At 66.2% G+C, this 16,220-nt stretch carries 15 protein-coding genes; 6 read left to right on the top strand and 9 right to left on the bottom strand.

Going from position 1 to position 16,220, the window contains the following annotated elements:
- Positions 1 to 103: 103 nt before the first annotated feature.
- Both zapE and H8F01_RS08870 read right to left on the bottom strand, forming a co-directional pair.
- Positions 104 to 1,225, bottom strand: coding sequence for a cell division protein ZapE (gene zapE / locus H8F01_RS08875; RefSeq protein ID WP_187058669.1), 1,122 nt, complete (start codon positions 1,223 to 1,225; stop codon positions 104 to 106).
- Between the two features lie 69 nt (positions 1,226 to 1,294).
- A complete protein-coding gene (locus tag H8F01_RS08870) occupies positions 1,295 to 1,984 on the bottom strand; it encodes an alpha/beta hydrolase (protein ID WP_187058668.1) in 690 nt (229 codons plus the stop codon).
- 48 nt (positions 1,985 to 2,032) lie between these two features.
- Between H8F01_RS08870 and H8F01_RS08865 the strand changes: the two genes are divergently transcribed.
- Complete coding sequence (locus H8F01_RS08865) at positions 2,033 to 2,632, top strand: acyl carrier protein phosphodiesterase (RefSeq protein WP_187058667.1); 600 nt, start codon at positions 2,033 to 2,035, stop codon at positions 2,630 to 2,632.
- Between the two features lie 863 nt (positions 2,633 to 3,495).
- Here the strand turns inward: H8F01_RS08865 and H8F01_RS08860 are convergent.
- Entirely contained in the window at positions 3,496 to 3,825 is a 330-nt protein-coding gene (locus tag H8F01_RS08860) for a hypothetical protein (protein ID WP_187058666.1), read from the bottom strand.
- 170 nt (positions 3,826 to 3,995) lie between these two features.
- Positions 3,996 to 4,679, bottom strand: coding sequence for an HAD family hydrolase (locus H8F01_RS08855; protein WP_187058665.1), 684 nt, complete (start codon positions 4,677 to 4,679; stop codon positions 3,996 to 3,998).
- A 297-nt stretch (positions 4,680 to 4,976) separates the two neighbouring features.
- On the opposite strand from H8F01_RS08855, the gene H8F01_RS08850 reads away from it, so the two are divergent.
- On the top strand, positions 4,977 to 5,288 hold the full coding sequence (locus tag H8F01_RS08850; protein ID WP_187058664.1) for a hypothetical protein: 312 nt from the start codon (positions 4,977 to 4,979) through the stop codon (positions 5,286 to 5,288).
- A 27-nt stretch (positions 5,289 to 5,315) separates the two neighbouring features.
- Here the strand turns inward: H8F01_RS08850 and glk are convergent, their stop codons facing one another.
- Both glk and H8F01_RS08840 read right to left on the bottom strand, forming a co-directional pair.
- Positions 5,316 to 6,335: a glucokinase gene (gene glk / locus H8F01_RS08845; protein ID WP_187058663.1), complete on the bottom strand. Its 1,020-nt coding sequence runs from the start codon at positions 6,333 to 6,335 to the stop codon at positions 5,316 to 5,318.
- Positions 6,336 to 6,489: 154 nt separating this feature from the next.
- Positions 6,490 to 7,194 (bottom strand): SDR family oxidoreductase, encoded by a 705-nt coding sequence (locus H8F01_RS08840; protein WP_187058662.1) that lies wholly within the window; start codon positions 7,192 to 7,194, stop codon positions 6,490 to 6,492.
- 210 nt (positions 7,195 to 7,404) lie between these two features.
- Between H8F01_RS08840 and H8F01_RS08835 the strand changes: the two genes are divergently transcribed.
- From H8F01_RS08835 to H8F01_RS08820, 4 genes are read left to right on the top strand one after another with little or no spacing between them, the layout of a single operon-like run.
- Positions 7,405 to 7,947 carry a winged helix-turn-helix transcriptional regulator gene (locus H8F01_RS08835; protein WP_187058661.1) on the top strand — a complete coding sequence of 181 codons (543 nt, stop codon included), beginning with the start codon at positions 7,405 to 7,407 and terminating at the stop codon, positions 7,945 to 7,947.
- Positions 7,944 to 9,047: an HlyD family secretion protein gene (locus tag H8F01_RS08830; RefSeq protein ID WP_187058660.1), complete on the top strand. Its 1,104-nt coding sequence runs from the start codon at positions 7,944 to 7,946 to the stop codon at positions 9,045 to 9,047. Before H8F01_RS08835 ends, H8F01_RS08830 begins: the two co-directional genes overlap by 4 nt.
- Positions 9,044 to 10,642, top strand: coding sequence for a DHA2 family efflux MFS transporter permease subunit (locus H8F01_RS08825; RefSeq protein WP_187058659.1), 1,599 nt, complete (start codon positions 9,044 to 9,046; stop codon positions 10,640 to 10,642). The genes H8F01_RS08830 and H8F01_RS08825 overlap by 4 nt, the downstream gene beginning before the upstream one ends.
- A gap of 27 nt (positions 10,643 to 10,669) precedes the next feature.
- Positions 10,670 to 12,184 carry an efflux transporter outer membrane subunit gene (locus H8F01_RS08820; RefSeq protein WP_187058658.1) on the top strand — a complete coding sequence of 505 codons (1,515 nt, stop codon included), beginning with the start codon at positions 10,670 to 10,672 and terminating at the stop codon, positions 12,182 to 12,184.
- Positions 12,185 to 12,203: 19 nt separating this feature from the next.
- Here H8F01_RS08820 and H8F01_RS08815 read toward each other — a convergent pair whose 3' ends face one another.
- The 3 genes from H8F01_RS08815 to H8F01_RS08805 are packed head-to-tail and all read right to left on the bottom strand — an operon-like array spanning position 12,204 to position 16,140.
- Positions 12,204 to 13,646: a c-type cytochrome gene (locus tag H8F01_RS08815; protein WP_187058657.1), complete on the bottom strand. Its 1,443-nt coding sequence runs from the start codon at positions 13,644 to 13,646 to the stop codon at positions 12,204 to 12,206.
- Positions 13,643 to 15,418 carry a GMC family oxidoreductase gene (locus H8F01_RS08810; protein ID WP_187058656.1) on the bottom strand — a complete coding sequence of 592 codons (1,776 nt, stop codon included), beginning with the start codon at positions 15,416 to 15,418 and terminating at the stop codon, positions 13,643 to 13,645. Before H8F01_RS08810 ends, H8F01_RS08815 begins: the two co-directional genes overlap by 4 nt.
- Positions 15,415 to 16,140 carry a gluconate 2-dehydrogenase subunit 3 family protein gene (locus H8F01_RS08805; RefSeq protein ID WP_187058655.1) on the bottom strand — a complete coding sequence of 242 codons (726 nt, stop codon included), beginning with the start codon at positions 16,138 to 16,140 and terminating at the stop codon, positions 15,415 to 15,417. The genes H8F01_RS08810 and H8F01_RS08805 overlap by 4 nt, the downstream gene beginning before the upstream one ends.
- Positions 16,141 to 16,220: the final 80 nt, after the last annotated feature.

Here is a 16,220-nt window from a genome sequence, read left to right as displayed (position 1 = left end):
GACACGTTAGCAGCAGCCACGAGGCGTTTCACGGTGATGGCATTCACCGATGTGCGGCGCCCGTCGCGCACAGGGGCGCTCCTACAGAGGGGAGCGAGGCGGGTCAGGGCAGATGCTCACTCGCGAGGTATTCCTCGCTCTGCATTTCAATCAGGCGCGATTCCGTGCGACCGAACTCCGCGCGCAGGCGCTCGCCGTCGTACAGCTCGGTGATCGGTGCGGCGGCGGAAAGGATCAGCTTCACGTGGCGGTCGTAGAACTCGTCCACCAGCAGTACGAAGCGGCGCGCCGCATCGTCGGTGTAGACGGTGAACTGCGGCACGTTGGAAATGATCACCGCGGGACCGGCCTTGGCCAGTTCGATGTAGTCGGACACGGCGCGCGGGCCTTCGCACAGCGCGGCGAAATCAAACCACAGGATATTGCGCGCGCGCTTGCGCACCGGAATCGGACGATCATTGATGATCATCTCGCCGCCATCCTGCACCGAACCTTCCGCCTGCGTGGTGAAGATGCGCGACAGCGCGCGCTCCGCTTCCGGTCCGGGCGGGGTCTGGTACACCGCGGCCTGGGTCAGCGCGCGCAGGCGCCAGTCGTGCGAGGAAATCATCTGCACCACGCGGCAGTGCTTCTCGATCAGCGCGATGGCCGGCAGGAAGCGTGCGCGCTGCAGGCCATCCTTGTACAGGTTCGCCGGCGCGGTGTTGGAGGTGGTCACCAGCGTCACGCCGCGTTCGAACAGTGACTGCAGCAGGGTAGCCAGGATCATGGCATCGCCGATGTCGTTGACCAGGAACTCGTCCAGGCACAGCACGCGGCAACGCGAGGCGATCTGGGCGGCTACTTCCAGCAGGGGATCCTGCCGTTCACCCAGCTCGCGCAACTGTTCGTGCACCTCGCCCATGAAACGGTGGTAGTGCCGGCGCAGCGCCATGCCCTGCGGCAGGCTCGCCACGAACATGTCCATCAGGAAGGTCTTGCCGCGTCCCACGCTGCCCCACAGGTACAGCCCCTGCACGCCGTCGCGCGCATCACTGCCCAGCAGGGACTTGAGGCGGCCGAACAGGCCACCGCCATTGCCGATGGCCGTGGAGGCGATGAGCTCGGCATGCATGCGGTCGAACTCGGGCAGCAGCGCCTGCTGGGCCGGATCGGCCTCCCAGCGGTGCGCGCTGACGCCTTCGTGATATCGCGCACTGGGCGCGAGCAGGGCGGAGTTACTCATGGGTACGGCGGACTCTGCGGGCGCCCCGCGGGGAAACGGGGCATCGAACATGGGGGAGGGCTGGCGGCGTCAATCCTGACGCAGCGGCGGCAGCCAGGGCTGCACGGCATGCTTGATGGCGCCGCGCAGGTCCATGAGGCGGCGATGGAAGAAGTGGCTGGTTTCCGGCATGCGCACCAGCTCGGGCTTGCGCGCCATGCCGTCGATCCAGCTGAACACGGCCTGCGGGTCGACGATCTCGTCTTCCTCGCCCTGCACCACCAGCCAGGGGCAGGTCGGCAGCTGGATGTCCTCGAACGGCCAGCGACCGGCCGGCGGTGCGATGCTGATCAGCGCGTCCGCGCGCAGGCGCACGGCGTTGCGCAGGGACACATAGCTGCCGAACGAGAAGCCGGCCAGCCACAAGTCATCGTCCGGGCGCACCTCGCGCACCCAGGCGGCCACCGCGGCCAGGTCGTCGCCCTCGCCGTTGCCATGGTCATAGGTGCCCTCCGACTCGCCGGTGCCACGGAAGTTGAACCGGACGGTGTCCAGGCCCGACTCGCGCAGCGAGCGTTCCACCATGGTCACCACCTTGTTGTGCATGGTGCCGCCCTGCAGCGGGTGGGGGTGGCAGATGATGGCGGTGCCGCGGCGTGCCTCTTCGGGTACGGCCACGTCGCTGACGGCCTCGAGCTTGCCGGCCGGCCCTTCCAGCGCGAAGCTGGCCGCCTGTTCGGGAAAATGGTCGGGCTGGATGGGGATGATCACGGGGTTCATATCCAGAATGATAACCGCCACATGCCCCCGGCGTTCGGGCAGGTGCCCATGAACCACCTCGCGCATGCCTTGCTGGCGGGTGACGACGAGCTGCTGCGGCTGGGCGGGATCATGGGCGATTTCGTCCACGGGCAGCCCGATCCGGCCCTGCCGGAACGGCTGATCGCCGGTATCCGCCTGCATCGCGCGATCGATGTCTACACCGACAGCCATCCCGTGGTGGTGGAGGCACGAACCCTGCTGCCAGCGCCGTTCAGGCGCTACGGTGGCATCCTGCTCGACATGTGGTTCGACCATCTTCTGGCGCGTGATTTCCCCCGCTGGAGCAAGCACCCGCTGGATGCCTACTCGGCGAGCGTGCGGGCCCTGCTGTATCGCTATGAACCGTTGTTGCCGCCGGCGCTGCTGCGCTTCCGGCATTACATGGATGCCCATGCGCTGCCCGGTGGCTATGCGCGGCCGGAAGAGCTGGGGGCCGCGCTGGATGGCATTTCCCATCGCCTGAGCCGCGCCAACCCGGTGGGCGCGGCCATGCCCGTGCTGCAGGGGCTGGAGCGACCGCTGCAGGCGCGGTTCGAGGTGTTTTTTCCGGAGTTGCAGGGGTTTGCGAGGGAATGGGTGGGGGCTAATGGGGAAGGGGGTAGGTAAGGGGGCTTTGGCTGATGGAGGCCGGGTGATGGGGGGCGTGCCCGCGCTTGCCTTACCCAGCTCCCTCTCCCCGGCGGGGAGAGGGTTGGGATGAGGGGTGACCTTGCCTCACCGTTTCTATCTGGTCATCCCGGCACAGGCCGGACGAGCGCGAAGCGCGCCCCACGGGACCAGCTTCGCGTCGCAGAACGCCCGTAGGGCGGCCCCGAAGGGGCGAGCGCAGCGAGTCATCCAGAGCCTGGGTGGCTGGTCTATCGCCCCACAGCTTCATTCTTTTGACCGTCATCCCAGCGAGGCGCTTTTCAACTGCCGGAGGGCTGGTCGAGCTGGGATCCAGTGCCTTTGCTCTCGGCCTTCGGTAGTCACGCAGGCGCCAGGTTGCCGCTTACGCAGCGGGGGCGTTTCGACCTCCTGCCGGAGGCCGAGTCACTTTTCTTTGCTGGCCCAAAGAAAAGTAACCCAAAGAAATGGCCTTAAAAGCTGGCAGCATTCCGGTGAGATAAGCCCGAACGGCTGAGGAACGTTGTTGCTTGGCAACCTCCGCCTCTACACAGCGGATACCTCGATGCGCTTCGCAACGCGCCGAAGCGCAGAGGACTTAACGCGGAGCGTCGTGCCTCACGAGGCACATCCTTCCTTGCCACTCGGGTGTTCACGTTGAACATCCCCTGTCGCTCGTCCTCTCCCGTTCGGGAGAGGACTGGGGTGAGCACTGAGGCGAGAGAGAAACGGACTTCACACGGTGCGAGACACCCCTGTAGGAGCGCACCTTGTGCGCGACCGCAGCGCCCTGTCGATACCACTCCGTCAGGCTGTCGCGCACAGGGTGCGCTCCCACAAACAATCGACGTGGAATGGCTGTGCTACTCAATCGCCGGCCGCGTGCGCAGCAGCGAATCCACGGCCTGTTGCCACTGCGGCGAACCCGGTTGGGTCTGTGGTGCTTCCTGGCCCAGCTTACGTTGCACCGCTTCGTTCCATTCGGCGGAGCCGCGATCGGGGCCGTGGCCGTCGTCGGTGATGTGCAGGCGGTCGTCTACCCATTCGTACCACTGCGGCGAGCCGAGTTCGGCGTTGTCGGGTGTGCTCTGCGCGGTGGCCTTGGGCTGAGGCGGTTTCTGGTCGGGCGGCGGCGTGGACGGCGAGCACGCGACGAGCAGCGCGAGAGGAAGCACGGCGAGGAAACGGCGCATGGCGGCCTCCAGTATTTCTGAACGACTTTCGAGACTAACCGCTTGCGTCGCCGTCGCGATGAATCGCGCCTAACGGGGAGTATGAGAAGTCAGTTAAGAGGAGTGAGAAGTGAGAGTCGCGTCCCCCGGCTCTCTCTCACTACTCACTCCTCTCCACTCACTCCTCGCTCTTAGCTCCGCGCCACGACTTCGTCGATGTGCTTGAGCAGGTCAGCGGGGTCTTCGTAGACGCGGAACGCGCCGGCGTCTTCGAGTTCTTCCTGGCCATAGCCGCCGGAGAGCAGGCCGACGCCGAGTGCGCGTGCGCGCTGCGCGGCAAGCATGTCCCAGATGCTGTCGCCGATGACCAGGCTGTAGTGGATGTCCACGCCCAGTCGCTGCGCGGCGGTGATGAAAAGATCGGGATCGGGCTTGGCGTGGCGCACCTGGTCACGCGTCACCACCGGCACCTTCGACGGGTCCACGCCGAGCGCTTCGAGATTGTGCGCAGCCGTCTGCATGCGGCCGCTGGTGGCGATGGCCCACGGGATGTCGGCATCGGTGAGGAAGGCGAGCAGCTCGCGTGCACCGGGCAGCGGGCGCACCGAACCTTGCGTGGCCTGGCGGTTGTACGCCTCGGCATGCCAGGTGCGCAGGCGGGCGAGGCGTTCTTCGGTGATCTCGATGCCGGTTTCGCGCAGCAGGATGTTGGTGAACAGGCCGCCGCTCATGCCGATCTTGCGGTGGATGCGCCATACGGAAAGCTCCACGCCTTCGCGGTCGAGCGCCTCCTTCCAGGCCAGCACGTGCTGGTAGACGCTATCGACGAGGGTGCCGTCGAGATCGAACAGGAAGGCGGTGTCGGCGCGGGGCATGGCGGTATCGCTTGATGGGGAAGGGCACTAAAGCCTAGCACCGGGGCGTGTGTTTCCCGCGAAGCGTGATGCAGCGCACGTGGCGTTGTAGGGGCTTGTAGGGGCTGACAGAAAACGCGCCGCATCGCGCCTAGCGTCTGCCGCGTCGAACGGACGCATCCTGCCGGGGGGCAAGGCATGCCGGTCGCGACGGGGCGGTTGCGGTCAACGCATCCGCCTCCCTGCGAGTGTCTTGAAGGCAGCCCTCCGGCGGTGCGTGCGGGCGACGCACCGACCATCCATTCTGAGGGGAATGCCATGAAACACTTCGGTCAGCTCGTGGTCCTTGGCGTCGCGGCCTGCGCGGCCGCAGGCAGCAGCCATGCCGGCGAGGCCTACGGTCGCATCGTCTTTGTCGGCAGCGTGGTCAACCCGGCGTGCAGCTCGGGATTGCCGCCGCTGGGCGTGCAGGGCGGCATCGGTGCTTGCGGCGCGCCGGCTTCGTCGCACGCCGTGTATGTGGAGCAGATGGGCATGGCGAGCGGCCACAGTGGCATCGCCATGCTGGACTATTTCGTGGACCGCGCGGGCGGTCGTCGCACGATGGTGGTGACGCGACAGTACCGTTGAGCGGGAAGCCGGCGGCTGGCGGTAACGTCAGCCGTTGGCCACCAGCGGCTTGCCGGCATCGAGCACGGCCAGTGCGGCCGCGCCGAGCAGGCCCGGATCCGGATGCATCATCGCCACGGTCGGCACCTGCTCCAGCGTTTCGCGGAAACGGCCCTTGGCTTCGAAGCGTTCGCGGAAACCGCCGTGCTTCAGCCACGGCAACAGGATCGGCAGCATGCCGCCGGTGAGGAACACGCCGTCCCAGCCGCCCAGGCTCAGCACCAGGTCGCCGGCCACGCTGCCGAAAATGCCGGCCAGCGTTTCCACCGTGCGCACGCACAGGGCGTCGGTGCCTGCTTCGGCGCGTGCGGTGATGTCTTCGGGGGTGTATTCCTCCGGCGGCTGGCCGGCGATGTCAGCCAGTGCGAGGTAGAGGTTCACCAGGCCGTTGCCGCAGATCATGCGCTCGCTGGACACGCGGCCGAAGCGCGCGTTGAGGCGATGCAGGATTTCCACGTCTTCCGCCGTGTGCGCGGCGAAGCCGGCGTGGCCACCTTCGGTTTCCAGCACGATCCAGCGGCCTTCGCGACGCATCAGGCCAGCCACGCCCAGGCCGGTGCCCGGGCCAACTACCACGAAGGTCTGCGTGTCATGCGTGCCCGGCGTCGGCATGGCCTGCGGGCCCACCGAGGCGAGTTGTTGCTGCAGGTGCAGCGGCACGGCCATGGCCTGCGCTGCGAAGTCGTTCACCAGGTGCACCGATTCCATGCCGAGCTCGGCCTGCAGGCCATGGGCTGCAACCTGCCACGGATTATTGGTGACCTTGACCGTCTCGCCCTCGCTCACGCGACCTGCCGCAGCGATGACGGCGCGCGAAGCGGTAAGGCCGGTATCGGTGAAGTACTGGCGGATGGCGTCGGCCAGCGAGCTGTAATCCTTGACCCGGTAGCGGCGCACGCTGTCGTCCATCAAGGGGCTGGCACGGCCCGTATCAGCCAGCGCGAATCGCACGTTGGTGCCACCGAGGTCAGCAAGCAGAGTCGGGGCGGCGCGGGCTGGTGTTCTCATGGACGATCCTGCACATGGGGAGACAGTAAGGGTGACGCCCCTGAGCTTTTTCGTCCAGTAGTGCAGTGCAGCGAATGCGGGTTTTTTGGCCATTCGGCGGCGAATGGCTGGACGTCCGGCCGTCCATCGCGGCCGGGCGCCCGTTGTGCGGTGGTCAGGCCGCGCCGAGATAGGCCGCGCGCGGCGCGCTGAAACCTGCCTTTACCTGTCGGGAAGTTTCATCGGCAAGTATTTCCGAATCGCCGCGTTCCAGTGCTTCCAGCGTGCGCTGGGCAATATCGGCGGGGCTGGTCTTGGGCGCGGTGACGTGGCTGACCATGTCGGTGTCGATATAGCCGGCGTGGATGCCCAGCACCTGCGTGCCCTGCGCGCGCAGTTCGTTGCGCAGGCTGTTGGTGAGCGCCCATGCCGCGGCCTTGGAAACGGAGTACGCACTGGTGCTGTCCAGGCTGAGCCAGCTCAACGCCGAAAGCATGTTCACCAGCGCGCCACCGCCGTTCTTCTTCAGCACCGGCGCAAAGGCCACGCTCACGCCATGGATGCCGTAGAGGTTGGTTTCCATGAGGCGGCGAAGATGGGCATCGCCATGGGCTGCATCGAGCAGCGGCGTGTCGCCCGTGATGCCGGCGTTGTTGATGACGATGTCCACGTCCGTGGCCAGCGCTGCAGCGGCCGCGACATCGGCCGGGTTGGTCACGTCCAGTTTCACCGGCACCACGCCGGGCAGGGTGACGGTGGACGGATCACGCGCGCCGGCATAGACCTTGCGCGCACCAGCGGCGAGCAGCGCCTGGGCGAAGGCAAGGCCGAGGCCGCGGTTGGCGCCGGTGACGAGAACGGTAGAGCCTTGGATTTTCATGGGTAAGTGTCCGCTGGAGGATGGGGGCGACGAGTCACTGTCAATTGATATGACGCAAATCATATAACGGGCAGGCAACAGCCTTTCAAGGGCCGATGGCGACTTTTTTTGCATGCCGTGAATTCACGCTGTCATCACGAAAAGTCACTTGCATTCCGCAAGTTGCGATTTATATGATGCGCATCATCTAAAAGGATCGAGGCCGCCTCGATGCGCCACCACAGTACCCAGACCATGGCCTGCCCCATTGCCCGAGCCGTCGACCAGGCGGGCGACGCCTGGAGCGTGCTGATCCTGCGGGATGCCTTCTACGGGCTGAGCCGCTTCGACGATTTCCAGGCCAGTATGGGCATTGCGCCGAACATCCTCAGCCGGCGCCTGGCGCTGCTGGTGGACACGGGCATGCTCGAGCGCCGCCGTTACAGCAGCCGGCCGCCTCGCCACGAATACCTGCTCACCGAACGCGGCCGTGACTTCCGCCCGGTGCTGCTGGCCATGATGGCGTGGGGCAACCGGCACTTCTCCCCCGATGGCCATGCCGTCGAACTCATCGACCGGATGACCGGCCACCTGGTGGAACCGGTGATGGTCGATGGCCGCACGGGCGAACCCATTACCCGCGAACGCCACCAGATGCGTGCCGGCCCTGCCGCCGACGAACGCATGCGCTCGCGCATCGCTTTCAGGAACTCACGCCTTGCGCAGCCGCGCCCATCCCTTTGCGATCCCCACCTTCCGGAGTCACCCCCATGACCGTCGCCACTGCCGCCGAACGCGCGGATACCCCCGCTCTTGTCGAATCCCCGCCGCGCAGCAGGAAGAAACGCCTGCTCAGCATCGCCATCGGTGTCGGCGTCATTGCCGGCATCGCCTACGGTGGCCACTGGTGGAGCGTGGGTCGCTTCATTGAAGACACCGACGATGCCTATGTCGGCGGTGACGTCACCGTGATCGGGCCCAAGGTGCCCGGCTACATCGCCCAGGTCGCCGTTACCGACAACCAGGTCGTGCATGCCGGCGACCTGCTGGTGAAGATCGACGATCGCGATTACCGCGCCGCGCTCGCCAAGGCCGATGGCGCGGTCGCCGCGCAGGAAGCCCTGCTGGCCAATCTCGATGCCACCGGGAAACTGCAGGAGGCGGTGATCCGCCAGGCGCAGGCCAGTGTCGCCGCGGCGGATGCGGAAACGCAGCGCTCGCGCGACGATGAAGCACGCTATCGCGATCTTTCCAGCCGGTCGGCGGTTTCCATCGAAAGCGCGCAACGTGCCGATGCCACCTACAAAAGCGCCCGCGCGGATTCGGACAAGGCACAGGCGGCGCTGCTTGCCGCGCAACGCCAGGTCGACGTGATCGAGTCGCAGAAGCAGCAGGCACGCGCCGCCCTGCAGCAGGCGAAGGCCGAGCAGGACATCGCGCGCCTCAACCAGGGTTACACCGAACTTCGCGCGCCGGTGGATGGCGTGGTCGGCAACCGTCGTGCCCGCGCCGGTGCGTACGCCGCCGCCGGTTCGCAACTGCTTTCCGTGGTGCCCGCGCATGGCCTGTGGGTGGATGCGAACTTCAAGGAAGACCAGCTCGCCCGCATGAGTGCCGGCCAGGCGGTGACGATACGCGCCGATGTCGTGCCGGGTCGCGTGTTCCATGGCCATCTGGCCAGCCTGGCGCCAGCCACCGGCGCGCAGTTCAGCGTGTTGCCGCCGGAAAACGCCACCGGCAACTTCACCAAGGTGGTGCAGCGCGTGCCTGTGCGCGTGGTGCTGGACACGGCGGATGACCAGCTCGGCGTGCTGCGTCCGGGGCTTTCCGTGGTGGCTGACGTGGATACGCGCGCCCGGACGGCCACGCCATGAACGCGGTTGCCTCGCGCGCGCCATTCGCTGCGCCGATGGATCCGGCGACGATGGACATGACCAAGAAAGTCTTCGCCTTCGCGACCATGTGCGTGGGCATGTTCATCGCGCTGCTGGACATCCAGATCGTGTCCGCCTCGCTGCGCGACATCGGCGGTGGCCTTTCGGCCGGCTCCGACGAGACGGCCTGGGTGCAGACCAGCTACCTCATCGCGGAGATCGTGGTGATTCCGCTGTCAGGCTGGCTTTCGCGGGTGATGTCCACGCGCTGGCTGTTCGCGGCATCGGCGGCGGGTTTCACCATCACCAGCATGCTGTGCGGCGCGGCGTGGGATATCCAGAGCATGATCGTGTTCCGCGCGCTGCAGGGTTTTCTCGGCGGCTCGATGATCCCGACGGTATTCACCACCGCCTTCGTGTTCTTCGAGAACAAGCAGCGCGTGGTCGCCGCCGCCACCATTGGCGCCATCGCCTCGCTGGCACCCACGCTCGGCCCCACGCTGGGTGGCTGGATCACCGACCATTCGTCGTGGCACTGGCTGTTCTTCATCAACCTGGTGCCGGGCATCTTCGTCACGGTGGCGGTGCCGCTGCTGGTCAACATCGACCGCCCCGACTTCTCCTTGCTGAAGAACGCGGACTATGTGGGCATGGTGTTGCTCGCCGTGTTCCTGGGCTGCCTGGAATACACGCTGGAAGAAGGCCCGCGCTGGAACTGGTTCAGCGACCGCGTGATTCTTGCCAATGCGTGGCTATCCGGCCTGGCTGGCGTCGCATTCATCACGCGCAGCCTGACCTATGCGCACCCGGTGGTGGACCTGCGCGCGCTGAAAGATCGCAACTTCGCACTGGGCAGTTTCTTTTCCTTCGTGACCGGCATCGGCCTGTTCGCGACGATCTACCTCACGCCGCTCTTCCTCGGGCGAGTGCGCGGGTACAGCGCCCTGCAGATCGGCGAAGCGGTGTTCTCCACCGGCGTGTTCCAGATCCTTTCGATCCCGCTGTACACCTACCTGGCCAAGCGCTACGACCTGCGCTGGATCATGATGGCGGGCCTGGCGATCTTCGCCGTCTCCATGTGGGATTTCGCGCCCATCACGCACGACTGGGGCGCGCATGAACTGCTGTTGCCGCAGGCGCTGCGTGGCATGGCGCAGCAGCTCGCCGTGCCACCGGCGGTCACATTGACCCTGGGCGGCCTGGCACCGGCGCGCCTGCGACTGGCCTCGGGCCTGTTCAACCTGATGCGCAACCTGGGCGGCGCCATCGGCATTGCCGTGTGCGCCACCATTCTCAACGACCGCACCAACGCACATTTCTATCACCTGGCCGAACGCCTCAACAGCAGCAACGAAGCCATGAACGGCTGCCTGGCGACCACCACCGGTCATCTGGCCGAGCTGGGGCAGAACGCCGGCGACGCCGCCGACGGTTCGCTGCATCAACTATGGCAGCTGGCTTACCGCGAAGCACTCACGCTGTCGTTCTCCGACGCTTTCCTCGTCATCGGCGTGTGTTTCGTCGTCGCCACCGCGATGGTGCCGCTGATGCGCAAGGTGGCGCCGCCAGCGGGTCCGTCGGCCGATGCGCACTGATTCCCTGCTTCCCTTCGAGACATCACGATGAACACTTCGATTTCGTCCACCCACGGTGCGTCAACGTCGTCGCGTCGTTCCCCGCTGCACCTTGGCGCCTTCGCGGCTGCCCTGATCGGCCTGGCCGGCTGCACCGTCGGCCCCGACTATGTGCGGCCCGAGATCAAGGCCAACGCGGACTACACCAGCCAGCCGCTGCTGCAGGCACGCGACGCCACCCGCACGCCACCTGCGCTGGATGCCTGGTGGCAGGGCTTCGACGATCCGGAACTCACGCGCATCATCAGTCGCGTGATGGCGCAGAACCTGGATCTTGCCGCCGCCATGGCGCGCGTCGACCAGGCCCGCGCCGCCGCCCGCGAAGCCGGTGCCCAGCTGGCGCCGCAAGGCAGCCTCGACGGGCAGGTCGTGCAGATGCATCAGTCCACCAAGGGGCCGCTGGGCGAGCTCGCCAGCCATCAGCCAGGTTACCAGCGCACGCAGACACTGGAGACGCTCGGCGTTGGCGCCAGTTGGGAACTGGATATCGCCGGTGGACTGCATCGCGGCGCCGAGGCGGCGACCGACGAAGCGAAGGCTGCGGAAGCGGGCCAGGACGGTGTGCGCGTTTCCGTGGCGGCAGAGGCAGCGGATAGCTACTTCCAGGTACGTGGCGCACAGGAGCGGCTCCGTCTGGCGCAACAGCAGATCGATACCGAGAAGCAGCTGCTGGCGCTGGTGAAGCTGCGCCTGGCCGGCGGTCTCGCCACCTCGCGCGAAGTGGCACAGGCGCAGGCGCTGGTGCTGCAGGCGCAGGCCACCCTGCCGCCGTTGCGTATCACGCTGCAGCAACAGCTCAACCGCCTCGACGTGCTGATGGGCGCAGCGCCCGGCACCTATGCCGCCGAACTCAAGGACAGCGCGCAGAACTTCACCGTACCCGCCATCGGCACCGACGGCGGTCCCGACATGCTGCTGCGCCGCCGCCCCGATGTCATCGCTGCCGAGCGCCGGCTGGCGGCATCGAATGCACGCATCGGCGTGGCCGTGGCCGAGTACTACCCGAAAGTTTCGCTGGGCGGCCTGCTCGGTTTCGAAAGCCTGCAGAGCGGCTCGCTGTTCTCTTCGCAGGCGTTCCAGCCGCAGGCCATGCTGGGCCTGCACTGGCGCCTGTTCGACTTCGGTCGGGTGGATGCGGAAGTGGCGCAGGCCAGGGGCGCCCATGCCGAGGCGTTGGCCGTCTATCGCCAGTCCATGTTGCGCGCCACCGAAGACGTGGAGAACGCCATCGTTGCGCTGGCGGAACTGGAAACCCAGCACCGGGATCTGGAGCAGGAAGTGCAGGCCCACCAGATGGCGCGCGATGCCGCGCAGGATGCCTACAAGGGTGGTGCGATCAGCCTGATCGAAGTGCTCGACGAAGACCGCGAACTGCTCGACTCGCGCGACCAGCTCGCGCGCGTGCACGCGGACGATGCACGCGCAGCGGTCGCCACGTTCCGCGCACTGGGTGGCGGCTGGCCCGGCAGCAACGTGGAGACCACGTCGGTGGCGGCACGTTGAGTGCCGCCACGCTGGTGCGCTACTTGGTGGTTACCGGTGTCCCGGCCTGGTCCTCGGCAAGGGGGCCGGGATCATCGGAGCCGCGCTGGCGCGGGTCATAACCCGTCATCAACGGCTGACCGCCCGGGGGCAGCTTGCGCAGACGCGACACCTGCTGCGCCGTCACCGCACCGCCCCGGTTGCCCCAGCTGGAGCGCACAAAGGTGAGGATGTCGGCGATCTGCTGGTCGGTCAGCCGCTCGCGGAACGCCGGCATGCTGAACTGCGTGGGCGCATCACGACCGGACGGCATGGTGCCGCCGTGCAGCACCAGTCGAACCGCCGAGCCCGCATTGTCGCTATTGAGCACCGGATTGCCGGCCAAGGCAGGGAACACCTGCGCATAGCCGTGGCCATCCGTGCGATGACAGGTGGCGCAGTTGTCCACGTAGAGCTGTGCGCCCGGCGCGCCGGCATTGCCGCTGGCCAGGGTGGCGCGGGTGGCCCCGTTGTAGGTCAGCGCCTGCTCCTGTCGCGCCGCCGGCAAGGACTTGAGGAAATGGGCGATGGCCGCGAGGTCGGCATCGTTCATGTATTGCGTGCTGTGTTCCACCACGTCGCTCATGCCGCCGAACACGGCGCTGCGATCCGAGCGGCCGTTCTTCAGCAGGGTGGCGAGCTCGTTTTCGGGCACGCTGCCCAGGCCGCTGGCCAGTTCGCCGCGCAGGCTGGGCGCGACCCAGTTGTCGCTTTCGCCGCCGCTGAGGTAGGTCGTGCCCTGGTCCGGTCCCAGCGCTTTTTCCTGCAGCGTGAAGGAGCGCGGCGTGTGGCAGGCGCCGCAATGGCCCAGGCCTTCCACCAGATACTGCCCGCGGGCCAACGTGGCATTGCCTGCCCCAGCGGTTTCCACCGGCTTCACCGATGGCGCGAACAACCATCGCCAGTAGGTGAGCGGCCAACGCATGGAGAGCGGCCACGCAATGCCCTCGGCCTTGTTGGCCTGCTTCACCGGCTGCACGCTGTGCAGGAAGTAGGCGTACAGCGCCTGGATATCCTGATCGCTGACCTTGGCATACGAGGGATACGGCATGGCCGGGTACAGCGTGTGGCCTTGCGCATCGATGCCGCGTCGCACGGCGCGCTCGAACTGCCCGTAGGTGTACTTGCCGATGCCGGTGTCAGGATCGGGCGTGATGTTGGTGCTGTAGATCGTGCCGATGGGCGAGGCAATGGCCAGGCCACCCGCGAATGGCTGGCCGCCCGGCGCCGTGTGGCAGGCTGCGCAATCGCCGACGCGTGCAAGGTATTCGCCCTGCCTGAGCTGGTCGGGCGTGGACTCCGCCGCCTTGGCAGCCGGGTCGCCGCCACCGCCGGGAAACAGCATCGCGGCCACCCACGCGATGACCACCAGCACGATCAGCACGACGATGAGGCGGAACAGGCCTCCACCGCCACGGCGACGACGTTTGCCGAAGGTGTTCATGCCTGCACCAGGGGACCAGGTTGCTTGAGGTAGGTCTCGCGGATGGCCTTGACGGACATGTAGGTAAGGCCGCCGATGAGTCCGGTCGGGTTGTAGCCCAGGTTCTGCGGGAACGCCGACGCGCCGGTAACGAACACGTTGTGCACGTCCCAGCTTTGCTGGAAGCGGTTGAGCGCACTGAGGTCCGGCGACGTTCCCTGGATCACCCCGCCGGTGGTGTGGGTGGTCTGGTACTGGCGGATGTCGTAGTGGTCACCCGGTTTGCGCAGCGTCAGCGAGGTGGCCTTGGGGTTCATCTGCCTGACGATGTCCTGCGCACGCTCCGTCACGAACTGCGACATCTTGTATTCGTTGTCGTGCCAGTCGAAGGTGATGCGCAGCAGTGGCTGGCCGAAGGCATCCTTGTAGGTCGGGTCCAGGTCGAGGTAGCGGTCGCGATACGACATCACCGAACCATGCGTGGCCACGGTGGTGGCGTGCAGATAGCTGTCCTTGGCTGCCTTCTTCCAGCCCGCGCCCCACGACGGCGTGCCTGGCGGCACGATCAGCTGCTGGATCGGGCGACCGCCAGTCTGTCCCCCATAGATATAGGCACCGCCAACGAACCCGTGCGGGCCGTGGTCGAAATGATCGGAGTTGAAATCGTCGACGATCTGCACGCCACCGGAACCCGCGCCGACGAAGGGATTGATCGCCACGTCCTTGTCGAAGAACACGCCGATGCTGCTCATCATCTGGTACGCGTAGTTCTTGCCGATCACACCCTTGCCCGTGCCCGGGTCGTACGGTGTGCCGATACCCGACAGCAGCATCAGGCGCACGTTGTGCATCTGGAACGCCGAGACGATCACAAGCTCGGCCGGCTGCTCCACCTGTTGGCCCTGCGCGTCGATATAGGTCACGCCGGTGGCGCGCTTGCCGGTGGAATCCAGGTTGATCTTCGTGACATGGCTATGCGTGCGCAGTTCGAAGTTGGGCTTGCGCATCAGCACCGGGAGGATGGTGGTCTGCGGCGATGCCTTGGAATACATGAAGCAGCCGAAGCGCTCGCAATAGCCGCACAGGTTGCACGGGCCAAGGCGCACGCCGTGCGGGTTGGTATACGGCTGCGAGGCATTGTCCGAAGGCTGCGGGAACGGGTGATAGCCGACCTTGCGCGCCGCCTCGGCAAAGAGCTTTGCACCATAGGTATCGCCCACGGCGGGGTTGGGGTAGGGCTTCCTGCGCGCACCTTCGAACGGATTGCCGCCCGGCCTGATCTCGCCATTGAGGTTGCCGGCCGTGCCCGAGGTACCGCACAGGTACTCGAACTGCTCCAGGTATGGCTCCAGCTCGTCGTAGCTCACGCCGTAATCCTGGATCTGCATGTCCTCGGGCATGAACTTCTGCCCGTAGCGCTTGCTGATATGGCTATGGAACTCCAGGTCTTCCGGCGAAGGCCGGTAATGCTGGCCATTCCAGTGGATGCCCGCGCCGCCCACGTTGTTGCCGAACAAGAATGAGCCGTACTGCCGATAGGGCACGGCGGTATCGCCCACGTTGTGACGAACCGTCACCGTTTCGCGCGCCAGCGGCTGGAACAGCTCGCCGCGGATGCCATAGGCCAGTTCGTCGGCGTTGTGCGGATAGGTAAAGTCGGGCGAGGTATCGCGATAGGCGCCGCGTTCCAGCGCAAGAATCTTCAGCCCCGTGTCGGCCAGTTCGATGCCCATGATGGCGCCGGTCCAGCCGAAGCCGACGATCACCACGTCGACCGGTTTCATGCGGATCATGACTTGGCCCCTTCGATCGACACCGGCCCGTAGGGATAAACCTTGCCGGGCTGCTCGATCCAGTCGGCGAAATCCGCGCGTGCCCCGGGAAAACCGATCATCTTCCACGCGGCCATCTGTTTGTTGCCGCCGTACATGGGGTCGGCGAAATAGCCTTCCTTGGTGTTGGTCAGCAGCTGGGTGAAGAACGCCGCGGTGGGCACGTCGTCCAGGTGGATCTCGCCCTTCTCGAGCTGGTGCAGGATCGCGTCGCGCTGGTCCGCCGGCAGTTCTGCAAAGGTTTTCTGGTGTTGTTTCCTGCACCAGTCGTCGATGGCAGCGATGCCCTTGCGATAGAACTCGCGTGGCGTGTAGCGCAGCTGATAGCCCAGTGTCGGTGGCGATTCGGGTACGAACGGTCCCTGCATGTACCACAGGCCGCCATGCCCGTAAGCCGCTTCCATCTGCCGGTCGAGGAACTCCGGCACGCCCGCTTCCACGGCGCCGGGGCCATCGTCGTTGGAAGGAATCAGGCGGTCGACGGCCGCCTGCAGGAATGCCCACTCCGGTGCGGTGAAATACCGCGGCGCGTAGTTGCCTGCCGACATGGCTGCCGGTGCAGCAGCGCTTCCGCTCTGTGTCTGCGCGATGGCCGATGTGCCCAACAGACTGACCGCGGGAACCGCCACCAGCGACTGCCGCAGAAAGTCGCGGCGCGACGGCGAACTGGGCTTGCTCGACATGACATTCCCCCATCGGGTGTGCGCTGCACTCTCACATGCTGCCGCGACAGGTGGATGTAAAACGTGAAAGTTCGTTGACA

Origin of the sequence: Dyella telluris (genome assembly GCF_014297575.1) — a bacterium.
GTDB lineage: Bacteria > Pseudomonadota > Gammaproteobacteria > Xanthomonadales > Rhodanobacteraceae > Dyella > Dyella telluris.
Note: the sequence above shows the minus strand (reverse complement) of the source record. Positions and strands in the feature narration are given on the sequence as shown.